We start from the raw sequence: 16,367 nt of genomic DNA on the forward strand, positions 1-16,367 counted from the left end.
GCGGTTTTCGTATGAGAGTTGCCATGTCGCCCCAAGAGATTTTCGACTCCCTCGTTCAACAGTTCGGCGATTCCGTCATCACGAAACTTCACACGGAATCAATCGATCCTTGGATCGAAGTGTCGGCCAATTCCCTCGCGGAGGTTGCAACATTCCTCAAGACAGACTCGCGTCTGGGATTCGATCATCTCAACGATTTGACAGGCGTTGACTACTGCGAGCCGGACGAGAAAAAAGCCAAGAAGTTTGGTCACGATCCGCACGTGGAAGTCGTCTATCACCTGTCGAGCTACACCCACAAACACGCGATTGTCATCAAAGTCATTCTGCCCCGCTGGAAAGACGACAAACCCGGCCAACTTCCGGAAGTTCCGACGGTGTCCGGTGTGTGGGCGATTGCCGACTGGCACGAACGTGAGTGCTTCGATCTCGTCGGCGTCAACTTCGTTGGCCACCCCAACCTCCGTCGCATCCTCTGTGCCGAAGACTGGGTCGGCCATGCCCTGCGAAAAGACTACGAGTTCCCACTGGAATACCACGGGATTCGCGGGAAGTAAGGGCAGTGTGAGATCACTTGTGCACAACATTGTAATAGGACGTGCGGAAGTGATCGAGGGGCGAAAATGAAAGTCATTTTCAAGATTACTTACCCAAACGGCAAAATTTACGTCGGCAAAGATTTGACTGGAACCTTGACCTATTTTGGCAGCGTGAATAGTTCTCTCGTAGCAGCTGATTTTTCAGATGCCGAACAACGTGATTTCACGGTTCGCAAGGAGATTCTTTGGTCTTCCGAAACTGCTTCAGATCAAGAAGCGAGCAGACGAGAAGTCGAATTGATCAGAAACTTACGCTCAAATGACCCAACCATTGGATATAACCGTTGGCCAAAGTTCGCCGATTGTGGTGGCTAAGTTGTAGGTCAGGTTGCGCCTGATGTCCTGTTGCTGGCCCCTAGATTTCAAAATCCGTCATCCCCCAAAAATTTGTTGGGCATTGCCTGACCTACTGATTGATAATACGGACCACACACCATGAGCATGGCGATCGAAGATCCTCGGGTAGTTGAGTTTGACGTTCATACCGACGAGATGTTGGTGAACATGGGCCCGCAGCACCCGAGTACGCACGGCGTGCTGCGGTTGCTGTTGCGGACCGATGGTGAAGTCGTTCGTGAAGTCACGCCACACATCGGCTATCTGCATCGCTGTGCCGAGAAGATCGGTGAGAATCTCACGCCGGTTCAATACATCCCGTATACGGACCGCATGGACTATCTCGCCGCGATGAACATGAATCTCGGCTGGGCGCTCACGGCGGAAAAACTTCTCAAAATGGAAGTTCCCGAGCGAGCGATGACCTTGCGAGTCATCATCGCCGAACTCGGCCGGATCGCGAGCCACTTGGTTGCGATGGGAGCTTATGGCCTCGACTTAGGATCATTTAGCCCGTTCCTGTACGCCTTCCGCGAACGTGAAATCATTCTTGATTTGTTCGAAGAAGTCTGCGGTGCGCGACTGACTTACAGTTACATCACAATTGGTGGGGCAACTCACGATCTGCCAGAGACCATTACGATCCCGCCAGGCTTGGCGTCGATCACCTCGTCGGATCGTGGTCTTCGCAAGAAATGGCCGGTTCTCAAAGAAGGCGCGTCTGCCCAACTCGCATGGACGGATGCCGTTCTGATCTTCTTGGAATGGCTGGAGAAGCGAATCCAAGAGTACCATGCCTTGCTGACGCGAAATGCGATCTTCATCAAACGGACAGCCGCCATCGGAACACTGAGTCGCGAAGAGGCGATTGATTACGGGTGCACGGGCCCGGTGTTGCGGGGCAGTGGAGTCGACCACGACTTGCGACGCGATGGCGAACCGATCTACACACGGATGTATGAGGGATACGACTTCAAAGTCCCGTTTGCGCCATTCAACGATGCCCCACCGGAAGCCGAACTTGGTGACAACTGGTGTCGGTTCTACGTGCGAATGCTAGAAGTCGTCGAGTCAATCGGACTCGTCCGACAAGCCATCGAGAAATATCCGTCGACAGAAGGCACGTTCCGAGTCGCTCACAAATTCAGTACGAAGCTGCCAAAGGACGAGTGCTATCTCGAAACCGAGTGCCCACGCGGTCAGATGGGCTTCTATGTCGTCGGCAACGGTGAAGCCGAGCCACTTCGCGTGCGAGCCAAAAGTTCTTCATTCTGCAACCTTGCAGTGACGGGACTGCTTAGCCCCGGAACACTCATCGCGGACATTCCGTCAATTGTTGGGTCTCTGGATGTCGTGATGGGCGAGATTGATCGATAGGGCGTCAGCACAACCGAGAGGCCCGCTCAAGGATGAGGTGATGGAATTCGTCACCTCATTCGAATTCTTCAGTGGTGGCGTTTTCAGCATCGGCTGTTGAAGGTTGGTGGTACTCACCGATGACCACCGTCACGTTGTCTTCACCGCCGGCTTCCAATGCGAGATCGATTAAACTCTGCACCGCTTGATCCGGCGACTGGCGATCATCAATCACGGCTGCGATTTCGTGATCTGGCAGCATGTCAGTCAATCCATCAGTGCAAAGCAGCAGCAAATCGCCGTCGCGAAGTGTCACGTGGTGAATCTCTGCAACCGCCCCTTCGCTCGATCCGCCTAGACAATTCACAAGAATGTGGGAGAACTGATCGGCTTCTGGGGTGTCGGGTTCCATGACTCCTCGTTCGATCAACTGTTCCGCAAGGGTATGATCACGGGTAAGCCGCAGCAGTTCGTGGTCCCGAAAAACGTAAGCCCGCGAGTCTCCGATATTCCCAACAAAGACCTCCATCCCCAGGCTGTAGGCGGCAACGAAGGTTGTTCCCATTCCTTCTAGGTCTGGGTCCGCGTTGACCATCTCGCGGAGAAAATGGTCCATCAACTTTCCATACGTCTGAAGTTTGGACTCAAGCTCAAGTGACTCATGCTTGCCATGAATCATTGGCCATTTGAGTTCCGTTGCTCCAATCTGCCAGGCGACCTCAATCGCGGCTTGGCTAGCAATTTCACCAGCCGCATACCCCCCCATGCCATCGGCAACCACGAAGACGTAGGCCTCGTCGTTCGCTGCCGGAAGCGAATCAGCGTTCAAGCTTGTCAATAAGACATCGCGAGTCCGTCGTCGGCGAACAATCGCGAAGTTATCTTCGTTTGTTCGCCGGACGCGACCGGGATGACTCGCGCCTGCGTAAGACACTTCGACAGGTTCCGGTCGCGTGCCGAATAGACGGCGAAAGTAGGGAATACCGAAGTTGGATTCGCTGCCTGTGTCTCGCTCTTCCATCAGAAATCGCTTTCGCCAACGGGGGTCAGAGACAATATGGAACAACGCAGGACCACGAATTTTTATCTCAGTCAGCTGGCATCTTGGTTGCGCTCGCCAATGCAATAGAGACGACGCGTTGACCGAATGAAGATTTGCCCGTCACTTGGGGTCGGCGTGGAGCGAAAGACCTCTTCGGCGGCCGGTTTCAGCAGGTTCTCGGTGACGATTTCCATTTGCGGCCCGGGTTTCACTGCGACGGTTCGACCATCTTCACTAAGGAAAAACGCGAGTCCCTGGTAAGCCAGTGGAGCCGCGGAGTAATTGCCACCGAGTCGTCCACGCCAGAGATTCTTTCCATTGTCCGAGTTGTAGCTCGACAGGATTCCCGCCATGTTTGCGACCAGCATTTGACCATCCAGTACGATCGGCGAAGGCAAGTCACGCCCCCGCAACCGTGGTGTATGCCAAACACGGTGCGTCGCGGTTACGTCGCCTCGCCCACCAGGACGGATCGCGAAGGCATCGCCCCCTCGACCGCAGATCACATGCAGCAGACCGTTGGCTCCCGGTGTCACCATCGGCGTGCCACGACCGTTGTAGCCTCGACAGAACCAGAGTTCGTTTCCGGTGTCCGGGTCGTAACCACGCACACCCAGATGTCCGTTGAGAACAAGTTCTTTTTTCCCTTTGACATCAACCAACACGGGAGTGCTCCATCCCCGGTAATTTTCCCGTTTCGTTCGCCAGACTTGATCGCCAGTTTCCTGATCGAAGGCTGCGATCGCGGCATTGACGTCGGCATCACAGTTCTGAATCACCAGGTTCTTGTACAGGATCGGACTCGCTGCCGTTCCCCATGGCCCTTCGAAGTTACCGAGTTTCTGATTCCAAACGAGATCACCGTCGGTCGTGTAACAGAACAACCCGCCGCCGTGACCGAAAAACGCGTAAACGTACTTTCCATTCGTCGCGCAGGTTGCCGAGGCCCAGCCAGTCATCTTGTGAGTTGGCTCCGGGCGCCCCGTCCAAGCCGTCTTTTGCCAGAGAATTCGGCCGTCGTTGCGATTGACGCAGAACACAACACGCTCTTCGCCACGACGCAGCGAAGCCGTCATATAAATACGTTCTCCCCAAATCGTGGGGCATGATTGGCCTTCGCCGGGCAGGGGGGTGCTCCAAGCCACATCGGCGGTTCCCCATTCCGTCGGCAGTCCTGTTTCCCGAGCGTGTCCATCGCCTTGCGGACCCCGGTAGGATGGCCAATTCTCTTCCGCACTTCCGATCTGCACCAAACTCACGGCAAACAGTATCAATCCGGAAAATAGAGAGATTGGGTTGGGGTGTTTCAAGATCATGGTTGGCTCGCATGGGGGAGGGAGGAACATTACCTGGCCAGCCGCAAAACGCGAACGTTTGCGGTGTTCAACAACTTATCACAAACTCTTTCCGGATCGCAAATCTCTGGACGGTTTCCTTGTTCTAACGGGGTTGCTAGGATCTAGAGCAAACCCCTCGGATATGGATCTCATTGCGAGTGGGTTCTCATTCATCTTGGATGTTTGTCCGACTTGGCAAGCAGGAGTTATGCATGCGACGGCCCGCGTTGAGCATCTTGACCGCGACCTATTTTGGAATCGGATTGTCCTTTCTTATGAATCTCGACGAACCGGCATCGGCTGCCGAAAGTCCCTCGAAATCGACCGCTTCATCACAGCCAGCCTCGAAGCTTGAGTTGGTCACTTCCATCGAAGGGATTGACGAGTACAAATTGCCCAACGGCGTGCGGGTGCTGCTGTTTCCGGATTCGTCCAAACCAACCGTCACCGTCGCCATGACGGTGTTCGTTGGATCGCGACATGAAGGCTACGGCGAAGCGGGAATGGCTCACCTTTTGGAACACATGTTGTTCAAGGGAACGCCAACCCATCCTGACATTCCCAAAATCCTGACCGAACGCGGCGCTGTCTTCAACGGCACTACTTGGCTCGATCGGACAAACTATTACGAAACGCTCCCGGCGGTCGGCGATAACCTAGAATTCGCCATTCGGCTGGAAGCCGATCGGATGGTCAATAGCTTTGTCAAAGATGAAGACCTGCAATCCGAAATGTCGGTCGTGCGGAATGAGTTCGAACGCGGCGAAAACAATCCATCACGCGTCCTGTCACAGAAAATGACCGCCGCCGCTTTCGAGTGGCATAATTATGGTCAATCGACAATCGGAAACCGAGCGGACATCGAACGGGTGCCGATCGAAAACCTTCAGGCGTTCTACCGAAAGTATTACCAACCCGACAACGTCATGCTGGTGATCGCTGGCAAGTTCGATTCCGACGAAGCTCTGAGCCTATCGCAGAAGTACTTTGGTTCGATTCCGAAGCCGGAACGCGATTTGGATAACACCTACACGGAAGAGCCAGCCCAAGACGGCGAACGTTTGGTGACATTGCGTCGTGTCGGGGAAGTTGGAATCGCTGGGGTGATGTACCATATTCCGTCTGGAGGGCATCCGGATTATCCGGCGATCGACATCCTCGAAGGAATCATGACGCAATCGCCATCGGGAAGGCTCTACAAATCGCTCGTGGAAACACAACGGGCTGCGTCGGTGAGTGGAGCGGCTTACGCACTGCATGATCCGGGCATTCTCCGGTTCATGGCGGAAGCCGCCGAAGGGAATGAGCCCGATGCCATCCTGCAAGTCATGCTCGACACTATTGACGAAGTACGGGAAAATGGTGTGACCGAGGAAGAGGTCGACCGTATCCGTCAGAAATTCCTCAAGTACCGCGAACAGACGGCACGAGACACGCAGCGGTTGGCGATTCAGCTCTCGGAATGGGCGGCAATGGGTGACTGGCGGCTCTACTTTATCTATCGCGATCGGCTGGAAAAAGTGACCGCCGAGGATGTGAACCGCGTCGCAAAAACTTATCTCGAACGCAACAACCGAACCGTGGGACTTTTCATTCCCACAGAGGCCGCACAACGAGTGTCAGTGCCACCGACGCCAGACCTCGCTGAGATGATCGGCGATTACAAAGGACGAGAAGTCGTCTCGGCTGGTGAGGTCTTCGATACTTCGCCGGAGAACATCGAACAGCGAACCCGACGTTTGACGATCGGCGATGATTTGAAGGTGGCCTTGTTGCCGAAGAAGACGCGAGGGGAAGCCGTGCGGCTTCGGCTAACGCTACGGTACGGCAATGCGAAGAACCTCAGTGGAAAGGTCAAAGCGTGTGAGCTCCTTCCGACCTTGATGCTTCGTGGGACCAAAGAGCTGACTCGGCAACAGATTCAGGACAAGCTCGATCAATACGTGTCGTCAATCGCCGCCTCTGGCGACGCCGGTACGATTACCGTCCGCGTTGAAACGGATTGCAAGCGGTTGCCAAAAGTGTTGGATTTGCTGCGTCAGGTCCTTCGCGAACCGACACTTCCGGAAAGCGAACTCAAGCTCATCCTGCAGGCACAGATCGCTGGTTACGAAAAACAACTCAACGATCCGCAATCACTATCCACGAATGCCGTTCGTCGCCACATCACACCTTGGCCGAGCGATGACCCTCGTTACATTCCAACGCCGAAAGAACAACTCGCAAGGCTGAAGGAAGTCACGCGAAATCAGATTCGCGAGTTGTACGACGAGTATCTGGGAGCGAATCATGGTGAATTGGCGATCGTTGGAGACTTCGAACCCGATGAAACGCTCGCCACGATGATGCAGATCCTCGACGGCTGGAATGCGAAACAGGACTATGAACGCCTTGAGTCGCGTGTTGCGGATTCGATCGCTGGCGGGTACGAGGAAATCCTAACACCGGACAAAGCCAACGCCGTTTACTTCAGCGGACTCGCCATTCCAATGGCCGATGATCACCCCGATTACCCGGCGATGGTTTTGGCGAACTTCATTCTGGGCGGCGGTTCACTTTCGTCCCGTTTGGCTGATCGTGTACGGCAGAAAGAAGGACTCTCCTACGGTGTCGGTTCCGGCTTCAATGCCTCCGATCTGGATAAACGGGCGGCTTTTTACACGTATGCGATCTATAATCCGGAGAACCTGGAAAAGGTCAAAATTGCCATTCGTGAGGAGATCGAAAAGTTCATCCAAGACGGAGTCACCGAGAAGGAGTTGCAGGCGGCTCAGCAAGGTTATCTTCAGAAGCAAGATGTGAGCCGTAGCAGTGATGCCAACTTGGCCGCATTGCTAGCGGCGACCGCTCAAGCCGGACGGACAATGGAGTACTACTCGAAGCAGGAAGAGTCGATCGAAGCCGTCACGGTTGAGGATGTACGCTCGACATTCAAGAAATACGTGTCCCCCGAAAAATTGTTTACCGCCGTTGCGGGAGACTTCAAGAAAGACTCTGACAAGTAAACCGGTCACCGATTGCGGTGACCTCGATCATCAACACCAACACATGCGATAAAGGTTTTCCCTGTGGAATTGCCTCGGAATCCTACCAGAGCAGTCACCATCGGCTCGGTTACCATTGGTGATGGCAACCCAATTGCGGTCCAAAGTATGACTGCGACCAAGACGATGGATGTCGATGCCACCGTCTCGCAAATTCAGCAGCTTCGCGAAGCAGGTGCGGACATTGTCCGCGTGGCCGTCGATAGCAAAAAGGAAGCGGCCGCGCTGATCGAAATTCGCAAGCAGACCGACGCGAATCTTTCTATCGATTTGCAAGAGAATTATCGGCTCGCGGAAGTGGTTGCACCATACGTGCAAAAACTGCGATACAACCCAGGGCATCTCTATCACCATGAACGAGAAAAGCCTTGGCAGGAGAAAGTCCGATACCTCATCGGCGTCGCCGAGGAAAATGACTGCGCGATCCGCATCGGCGTCAATTGTGGTTCCGTCGATCCGGCGAAACTCGACAAGTACGACTCCGATGATTCCATCACACCAATGCTGGAAAGCGCATTGGAGCACTGTGAATTTGTGGATTCCTTAGGGTTCACGCGGTACTGCGTGTCGTTGAAAGATTCCGATCCACAAAAGGTGATCGAGGTCAACCAGCGGTTTGCCGCGGAACGGCCTGAAGTTCCGCTGCACCTGGGTGTGACCGAAGCGGGGATGCCCCCCGATGGTGTCATCAAGACGCGGATTGCATTCGAGCAACTGATCAGTCGCGGCATCGGAGATACGATCCGAGTTTCGCTGACCGTTCCGAACGACCGAAAGCACGAAGAAATTAGTGCGGGTCGAGGCATTCTCGACGACATTGCGGCAGGACGTGTTCGCACGGTTGTCGACTTCGGGTTGGACTCGCTCAACATCATCAGTTGCCCAAGTTGCTCCCGCGTCGAGAACGAGGCGTTTGTCGAATTGGCCGAGCAAGTCAAAGAGATGACCGCCTACGCGAAAGACCATTCCATCACGATCGCTGTGATGGGTTGTCGCGTGAACGGGCCGGGGGAAACCGACGATGCTGATCTCGGCCTCTGGTGTGCACCGAACTATGTGAACCTCAAAAAGGGTGAAGAGTCCTTGGGCGCTTATCCCTACGACGAAATTCTCGCCAGGCTCAAAGACGAACTCGATGCACTCATTGACGCTCGTGCTGCAGTCGGGACGTAACTCTTTCGTGATTCCGCTGACCTTCTCGATATCCACAAGTCCGATCTCATGAATTGTATTTCGCATGGTGCACTGCAACCGCTCCGTGAGCGAGCGATTTGCGTCAGCTTGTTGCTGCTGATGGTCGCCGGATGCGGCGGTTGCGGTTCTGCATCGAAACCCGCTGGCACAACTTCGAAGTCACCGACCAAGAAGAAACGGGTCGATCGGTTCGTTGGCACGATCATCGGCATGTGCGAACCAGATCGACTTGGGCTCGACACCTCACCGGATCAGGTCAGCGGGTTGCTCAATCAATGGTGGATCAGCACCGGAGAAACGATCGATCCCGCAAAAGCACTCACCCCCGCTGCGACGAAGAGCATTGAAGCGGACATGCCGTCCGGAACGTTGGAGCGTACGGTGAGTCCGCGTTTCGACGAGCGGGATGTTGAGTTTATCCGTGACGCTCGGATGTTCCGCGAGATCGTCAATCGATCACTGGCCGAAGATAATGATTTGCAAGTGGGCTTGTTTGATTGGGTGGTCCGAAATATCGAACTGCTACCGGAAGCGGATTCTCCACCGAGAACGCCCTACGAGATTGTGATGTTCGGTCGGGGGACCGCGAAAGAACGAGCATGGATTTTCGCGGAGTTGATGAGGCAACTTCGGCTTGATGCATACATTATCAAACCGTCGAAGGCCGATCAGTCCGATCGTTGGTTGATCGCCGTTGAAGATGAAAACGGACTCAGCAAACTTTTCGACCCTGTGGTTGGGGTTCCTGTACCGACGACCGTCGATCCAGACCCGCAAGCCGTACCGGTCGCGGCGAGTTTGAAGCAACTACAAGAAAATGGCAGTCTTTGGGCGTCTCTGTACCCTGCAGAGAAAGACAGCTTTCAAAAATTGGAATTGGACACCTGGGAAGCTCAGGCCATTGGGACGAGTTCACTTTGGTCGCCACGCATGAAGATGCTGCAGCAGGCGGCCAGCGGCGACGACTTGTCGGCTGTGATTTCTCAACCCGTGCCGGAAGCAACGCGGGAACTTCCCTCGGTCGAAAAAATCACGTTGTGGCCGTATCCCGAAGAACGGATGGTCGCCCGATACACAACGGATGAACCATTGCGTTACACGGATCTTTGGTTCCCATTCCAAATGCCGTTTAGTGTCGAATTAGCGGGCGGCACGACTAATGCCGGCCAAGACCCGAACGCCATGCAACAAAGATTGCAAATCGGACGACCAATGCAGTTGCAATTGAAGGCCCGGACTTCGCAACTCGCTGGTGATCTCGCAAGTGCGATTCAGCAATTCATCAACGTCCGTCTTCAATGCACTCGCTTGATTACATTTCCAAACGTTCCCACGGAAGTGCGACGAAGTCACGCCAGAGCCTTCGACGATGCCTACTTTTGGATTGGCATCTGTCAATTCGAACTCGATCGTCCTGACCAGGCCGCTCAAACGTTTGGGAGCTACATTGATCAATTTGGCGAGCGAGGCTTTCACCGCGAGCAAGCTCGGCTTTTGCTTGCGGAGTGCACATCGTCAAATGTGGAACGTGTGAAGATTCTGACAGAAGTCTCAGACGATTCTCCTGCGATCTATCAGGCTCGTTATCTGTCGCAACTACTCCAAGACGATCCCGCAAAAGAAGTCTCCGTCGAAGAAACAACAAAAGCCAATTCGCCAAAAACGTCTGAGCCTGCTGTCGCCGCGAAACCATAAATCGGCTTCCCGACGACGTTCGTTTCCACCGTTACTCGGGGTGCAGGATGCGGCTGACACATCCGCGATCGGCTCCGGCAACAGTGGCAGCGAAGTCGGCCAAATAGCCGCGAGTGTGTCGCGTCTGCGGTGGGATCCAGTTTTCTCGGCGTCTTGCAAGTTCCGCATCGGGGACGTGGAGCGTGATGTCTCCGCCGGTGAGATTGAAAGAGATTTCGTCGCCGTCTTCAACCAAGGCGATGGGACCACCAACCGCGGCCTCGGGAGCACAGTGCACGCCGATCGCACCGTGGGAAACCCCCGACACTCGGGCATCTGAGAGAAACGCAACTCGGCCATCCAACTCTGGGGTCGCAAGTGCTGCCGTCGCGATCAGCACCTCCGGCATTCCTGAAGCAACCGGCCCCAGGTTACGAAGCACAATCACGCTGCCGGGTTGAATTCGCCGATCCTCGACGGCTTTCACAATTTCACGTGGCTCATCGAAACACGCCGCACGTCCTCGGAATTCTGGCTGCTTGATACTAGACACCTTGAAGACAATGCCGCCCGGTGCCAAATTTCCGAAGCAGATTTGCATGTCTGCGAAGGTCTTGAACGGAGCATCGTGCGGAGCAATCAATTCATTGCCAACCGGCACATCGGGCAAATCCTTCAGATTCTCAGCCAGCGTTCTCCCGGTGACCGTCAAGGCATCACCATCGAGGATGCCGGCATCGAGTAAGTGCTTCAGCAAAATTGGTGTCCCTCCGAGTTCGTGAAGGTCCACCATCGTCTTTTTGCCACGCGGAGCAAAGCTGCAAAGGACCGGGGTCTCTCGCAAGATGGGTTGGATGTCCCGCAGTCCAAATTCGACTCCCGCTTCAACCGCGAGCGCGAGTAGATGGAGAATACCGTTGGTCGAACCTCCGATAGCCGCCATCGTCGCTGCCGCATTGCGAAGCGCGGCTTTTGTGAGGATGTCGCGAGGGCGAATGTTCTCGGCGAGCAGATTTCGCACGGCAGCCGCAACACTGAGACATTCCGTGCGTTTCTCCGGTGCGACTGCGGGAATGGAACTGGAGAACGGAAGCATCAACCCCATTGCTTCCAAAGCGATTCCCCAGGTATTGAACGACGCGGCAATTCCGCAACCCCCAGGTCCCGGACATGCCGTTCGCAGGATTGTCTCCGCTTCCGATTCGGGAATCGCCCCCACACCGGCCGCTGCTTGGGAGTCGTAGACGTCCAGAATCGTCCATTTATTCTCGCCTTTGCATCCTGGCAGAATGCTGCCGCCGCTGACGACCAAGCCGGGATAATTCAGCCGGGCAAGCGCCATTGCGAATCCCGGACCGTTCTTGTCGCAATTGTGTAGCCCGATCAATGCGTCGTACCCATGAGCCGACACAACCGCTTCGGCTGCGTTGGCAATCATGTTCCGACTCGGAAGCGAAGCGTTGCCGCCCTCGTGTCCTTGCGAGATATTGTCGCTCACCGCGGGCACGCCAAACGGAAAGCCGATCAACCCCGATTCACCGCATCCGCTCGCGATTTGCTGAGCCAACTCGTATGCATGGACGTTGCACAAATTCCCATCCAGCAGGGGCACACCAATTCCGACTTGGGGTTTGCTGAAGTCTTCTTCACTGAGCCCAAGTCCGTAGTAGAACGCGGTGACACCACGTTGCCAACCACGGGTGAGCCGCTGACTGTTCCAATTCAAAGGATGTGACATCTGTCCGCTTTCGCAGGTATAGAATTCGCGTAGCAATAGAAACTTGAAGAACCGTGCGTGCTCACGGCCGGCGTCGTTTTGAACCGGGGTGGCCGGGTGGTGGCAACGGTCTTCGCTTTTTCTTCGGTTTGCGGGAGGTGTTTGAGCCGTCTCCCTTCGGAGTCGCAAACTCGCGGGGCTTCTTCCATGTTGGCTCGCTCGATAACTCTTGGTCGAGCCGATTCAAGGCGACTCCAATCCCCACCGCAACAAGAAACAAAGCGAAACCACCAATTGGAAGCCAAATCTTGTTGGCAAAATTGAATTTGATGACGGCCGGGGCGTTTGGGATTTGACTGAAACCATTTCCAATCAAACCAACGAAAGAGCGAATGGCTGTCCGTCGGATATCAACCGAGACGGAATCGCCCGTGGAATGCCACCCCTCCACTTCCTTCGCATAAGCCGCCGCCATGAAACTCCAGGTGAACGCCAAGATCAACGCACCGACGAGTGCGACAACAACCATCCAAGGGATTTCACGAGACTCTTCTGAGTCCGGTTGTCGTGGGCGACGAGCCTGTTGGCGACGCGATGACATGCGAAATCCCCATGAAGTTGCTGAGAAGAAAACAGCGTCTCATAAGGTCTCGACTTATTCAAGCAAGCGAACGAGTTCGTCATGCAGAGACGTACCATTGCTGGCCAGTATTTCCGGCTGTGAGACATCGAACGGTCCGTTGCCGAGTTTCGAGACTCGGCCGCCAGCTTCCGTGATGATCGCAGCGCCAGCAGCCATATCCCAAGGTTTCAAACTCGAAGACCAAAACGCATCGATCCGCCCGCACGCCACATAAACCAAATTCAACGTAGCCGATCCACTCCGCTGCACGGTTTGGGCGTGCGGCAGCACTTGGAGAAACCGGGCGACGGCGGGGTCTTCCGCTCCAGAACCGCGTGGCAAGCTCGCCATCGTCATTGCTTGGCCGACATCGGCCGTATCCGTCGGCTGAATCGGCTTACGATTCAGGAATGCCCCTTGAGACTTCCCGGCGAAGAACATTTCGTCACGGTTTGGATCAAACACCACGCCCCCGACGAGTTCTGTGTCCTTTTTCAGACCAATCGATACGCAATAGTATGGAAAACCGTGAACGTAGTTGGAGGTGCCATCGAGGGGGTCGATAATCCACTGATACCGGGAATCTCCCTGTGGTTCCGAAAGTCCTTCCTCACCCAGAAAACCGTGGTCTGGAAAAATCGAACTCAAATGCCGATGGATCGCGTTTTGGGCTTCGAGATCGGCCTCGGTCACGAGGTCAGCACGGGCTTTCTCACTGACGGTGAACCGTTCCGACCAAGAATCGAGTACATCACCACCAATCCGAGCCGCTGCCATCGCGACTTCCAGCATTAGAGACAAATCCGAATCCTCCATGATTTCTCCTTTTAAATTTCTGGGGAGCAAGAACGGCGACATTATGAAGCGTGCCTTGAAGATCGGCAACTCGTCGGTCGTGTTCGTTCGGATTGCGTCTGGATTTTTTGTGCGCTTGCTTGGATGAGGTGGAGTGACATGGTAGGCTGCTCCTCAATTCACCCAAAGTCTAACGGCGGACCTCGTGATTGACAGCAATCCGCAGCCACTGGGGCGTCATCTCCTAATTGAGTTTTGGAATTGTCGGCACGGACTCGACGATGCAGATACCGTGCGTCAGGCGATTCTTGATGCGACCGAGCAAATTCATGCTACGGTCCTGCACTTGCACGTCCATGAATTCAGCCCGCAAGGTGTCACCGGAGTTGCAACGTTGGCGGAGTCGCATCTTTCGATTCACACATGGCCGGAACGCGGTTACATGGCGGCCGACGTTTTCACCTGCGGGGAAACAACCAATCTACTGGACGCGTTTTACATCCTCGCAAAACATTTCGATCCCAGCGAAGTGGAAGTTGTCGAGGTGAGTCGTGGCCTCTCGACCGGCAGCGAAATTCAACGATTGTCGTTGGGTGGACGGTCGACGTTCGCACGTGGGCCATCGAAGCTGCAAGACGGCCAAACAGAAGTTCCCGCTGCGATCAAATCGAACATTCCCACGGTGAAAGGAGGCGGCGGATGAGCTTTCAAGCTTCGTGCCCCGCGTGTGCCGCACCGATTGAATTCACCGTCGATAGTTCGGTCGTCACAATTTGCCCGAGTTGTCGATCTGCGGTCGGACGTGCGGACGGTGCATTGGAAAACCTTGGCAAGGTTTCCGATTTGGTGCAAACCGACTCTCCGTTGCGTGTTGGCTTGCGAGGGAAATTCAAAGGTGTGCCGTTTGAACTCGTTGGACGAGCTCAAATTCGGCATTCCGCGGGCGGCGTGTGGGATGAATGGTACGCCGCGTTCCAAGGGGGCAAACGATGGGGATGGCTCGCCGAAGCCCAAGGCCGGTACTACCTGACCTTCGAGAAGGAACTGCCCAGTACCTTCACAACACCATCAGCCGACGACTTGGAGATCGATCAGGAAATCACAATCCCGACGATGGGCAACATGGTGGTTGCGGAAATTGGCAGCGGTGAATTCGCATCGGCTGAGGGCGAAATTCCGTACCAACTCGTTCCCGGTGAGACCTTCGAATTCGCCGACCTTTCTGGCGCAGGTCGGAAGTTTGCCACAATCGACTGGAGCGAAGAGCAACCGGTCTTCTACGCAGGCGGGGAGTTGCCCCTCAAAAGCCTGGGCCTCGCGGAAGCTGCGTCACGGGAAAATCCCGAAAGACGCGTGCAGACTGCCCAGGTCAACTGCCCGCAATGTGGGGGCCCGCTAGAACTCCAAGCTCCCGACGAAACCCAACGAGTTGCCTGTCCCTACTGTGGCGCGATGCTCGATTGCGACCACGGAGACTTGAAATTCCTAAAAGCGTTGGGAAAAAAGAAGGTCACTCCGAGGATCAAACTTGGCTCGGTGGGGCGTTTTGATCCAGTCGATATCGAGGCGGACTGGGACAGTCCACGTGAGTACAAAATCATTGGATTTGTCCGCAAGAAAGTCACCTACGACGGCATCGACTACAAATGGGAAGAGTACCTCCTGTACTGTCCTCGCCAACCATTTTGCTGGCTCGTTTGTAGCGAGGGCCACTGGAGTTTCGGACAAGGAGTTCCCTCGGGGGACGTTTACGCGCGTGGGAGTGTCGCCGAATACGACGGACGGAGTTTTCGGATTTTCGATCGCTCTCGGCCACAAGTTGACTGGGTTATCGGCGAGTTCTACTGGAAGGTTTCGCTGGGGGAGACGGTGAAGTCCTCGGACTACATTTCCCCCCCCTGGATGATTTCACGCGAAACCGCCGTCGATCTTAATGAGGAACGCAGAAAGAAGAAAAATCGGCGAAAAAAGAAGCAAGGTGAAGTTAACTACACGTTGCTGCATTACCTACCGGTCGAGAAAGTCGAACAAGCCTTTGGTGGAATCGATCTCGCCGATCCGACCGGAGTTGCGCCCAACCAGGTTTATCCATACAAATCCGTCTACAAGACATTCATGATGCTCGCCGCTGTGGCAATTGCCATTGGTCTACTCATGTTTGCCACAAGCAGTCGTCGCGCTCTGTATAGCAAAAGCATTCAGTTCCAACCCAATCAACCGCGAGAAATTCTGCAACCACTTTCGACGCCAATTTCTGGTGGCGATAATATCGAGGTGAAGGTCACCGCGACTCAATGGGTCTATGTTTTTGGCGAGATTATCGATACCAAGACCGGTGAGAAACGTGAGTTCGGTGTTCCGAGTGGGAAGGCGGTCTACCTATCGGCTTTGCCGAAAGGAGATTATGACCTGCGAGTTCGCGCAAAGTGGCAGAACATCGCATCGGCCAGTCCATACTTCGCACTTCAGATTCGAGAAGATGTACCGAGAGTCGCTCCGCTGATCATTTTAATTGTCATTTTGGCTATCGTGCCGTGTTGCGTCGCGTTGCATCATTTGAGCTTTGCAACTCAGCGCTGGGCTGAGAGCGACTATAGTCCATTCCAATCGGAGTGATCGCTCGAATTCATCTCTGTCATTTGAGACTTCGC

The 16,367-nt window shown here is 54.8% G+C and carries 13 protein-coding genes; 8 read left to right on the forward strand and 5 right to left on the reverse strand.

Annotated features, from left to right (window positions below; all coding sequences use genetic code 11):
• The first annotated feature begins 23 nt into the window (after positions 1-23).
• From G6R38_RS14125 to G6R38_RS14135, 3 genes are all read left to right on the forward strand, one after another.
• A complete protein-coding gene (locus tag G6R38_RS14125; protein WP_166826489.1) occupies positions 24-557 on the forward strand; it encodes an NADH-quinone oxidoreductase subunit C in 534 nt (177 codons plus the stop codon).
• Positions 558-623: 66 nt separating this feature from the next.
• Positions 624-914: a GIY-YIG nuclease family protein gene (locus G6R38_RS14130; protein ID WP_166826492.1), complete on the forward strand. Its 291-nt coding sequence runs from the start codon at positions 624-626 to the stop codon at positions 912-914.
• A gap of 120 nt (positions 915-1,034) precedes the next feature.
• The gene (locus tag G6R38_RS14135; protein WP_166826495.1) at positions 1,035-2,312 is read left to right on the forward strand and encodes an NADH-quinone oxidoreductase subunit D; all 1,278 of its coding nucleotides are present in this window, start codon (positions 1,035-1,037) and stop codon (positions 2,310-2,312) included.
• Positions 2,313-2,367: 55 nt separating this feature from the next.
• Here the strand turns inward: G6R38_RS14135 and G6R38_RS14140 are convergent, their stop codons facing one another.
• Both G6R38_RS14140 and G6R38_RS14145 read right to left on the reverse strand, forming a co-directional pair.
• On the reverse strand, positions 2,368-3,312 hold the full coding sequence (locus tag G6R38_RS14140; RefSeq protein ID WP_166826498.1) for a PP2C family protein-serine/threonine phosphatase: 945 nt from the start codon (positions 3,310-3,312) through the stop codon (positions 2,368-2,370).
• A 71-nt stretch (positions 3,313-3,383) separates the two neighbouring features.
• Positions 3,384-4,649: an outer membrane protein assembly factor BamB family protein gene (locus G6R38_RS14145; RefSeq protein WP_166826502.1), complete on the reverse strand. Its 1,266-nt coding sequence runs from the start codon at positions 4,647-4,649 to the stop codon at positions 3,384-3,386.
• A 233-nt stretch (positions 4,650-4,882) separates the two neighbouring features.
• Between G6R38_RS14145 and G6R38_RS14150 the strand changes: the two genes are divergently transcribed.
• The 3 genes from G6R38_RS14150 to G6R38_RS14160 all read left to right on the forward strand — a co-directional run bounded on the left by G6R38_RS14150 (position 4,883) and on the right by G6R38_RS14160 (position 10,603).
• A complete protein-coding gene (locus tag G6R38_RS14150) occupies positions 4,883-7,675 on the forward strand; it encodes a M16 family metallopeptidase (RefSeq protein ID WP_240928194.1) in 2,793 nt (930 codons plus the stop codon).
• A gap of 63 nt (positions 7,676-7,738) precedes the next feature.
• Entirely contained in the window at positions 7,739-8,887 is a 1,149-nt protein-coding gene (gene ispG / locus G6R38_RS14155; protein WP_166826505.1) for a (E)-4-hydroxy-3-methylbut-2-enyl-diphosphate synthase, read from the forward strand.
• Positions 8,888-8,935: 48 nt separating this feature from the next.
• A complete protein-coding gene (locus G6R38_RS14160; protein ID WP_166826509.1) occupies positions 8,936-10,603 on the forward strand; it encodes a tetratricopeptide repeat protein in 1,668 nt (555 codons plus the stop codon).
• Positions 10,604-10,634: 31 nt separating this feature from the next.
• Here G6R38_RS14160 and ilvD read toward each other — a convergent pair whose 3' ends face one another.
• The 3 genes from ilvD to G6R38_RS14175 form a co-directional block, all read right to left on the reverse strand.
• Entirely contained in the window at positions 10,635-12,320 is a 1,686-nt protein-coding gene (ilvD, locus tag G6R38_RS14165) for a dihydroxy-acid dehydratase (RefSeq protein ID WP_166826512.1), read from the reverse strand.
• Between the two features lie 61 nt (positions 12,321-12,381).
• Positions 12,382-12,900 (reverse strand): hypothetical protein, encoded by a 519-nt coding sequence (locus tag G6R38_RS14170; RefSeq protein WP_166826515.1) that lies wholly within the window; start codon positions 12,898-12,900, stop codon positions 12,382-12,384.
• A 54-nt stretch (positions 12,901-12,954) separates the two neighbouring features.
• Positions 12,955-13,737: an inositol monophosphatase family protein gene (locus G6R38_RS14175; RefSeq protein ID WP_166826518.1), complete on the reverse strand. Its 783-nt coding sequence runs from the start codon at positions 13,735-13,737 to the stop codon at positions 12,955-12,957.
• 184 nt (positions 13,738-13,921) lie between these two features.
• Here G6R38_RS14175 and speD point away from each other — a divergent pair, with 184 nt between their 5' ends.
• On the forward strand, positions 13,922-14,419 hold the full coding sequence (gene speD, locus G6R38_RS14180) for an adenosylmethionine decarboxylase (RefSeq protein ID WP_240928195.1): 498 nt from the start codon (positions 13,922-13,924) through the stop codon (positions 14,417-14,419).
• The gene (locus G6R38_RS14185; RefSeq protein ID WP_166826523.1) at positions 14,416-16,332 is read left to right on the forward strand and encodes a DUF4178 domain-containing protein; all 1,917 of its coding nucleotides are present in this window, start codon (positions 14,416-14,418) and stop codon (positions 16,330-16,332) included. The genes speD and G6R38_RS14185 overlap by 4 nt, the downstream gene beginning before the upstream one ends.
• Positions 16,333-16,367: the final 35 nt, after the last annotated feature.

Source organism: Thalassoroseus pseudoceratinae, assembly GCF_011634775.1.
In the GTDB taxonomy this organism is placed as follows: domain Bacteria; phylum Planctomycetota; class Planctomycetia; order Planctomycetales; family Planctomycetaceae; genus Thalassoroseus; species Thalassoroseus pseudoceratinae.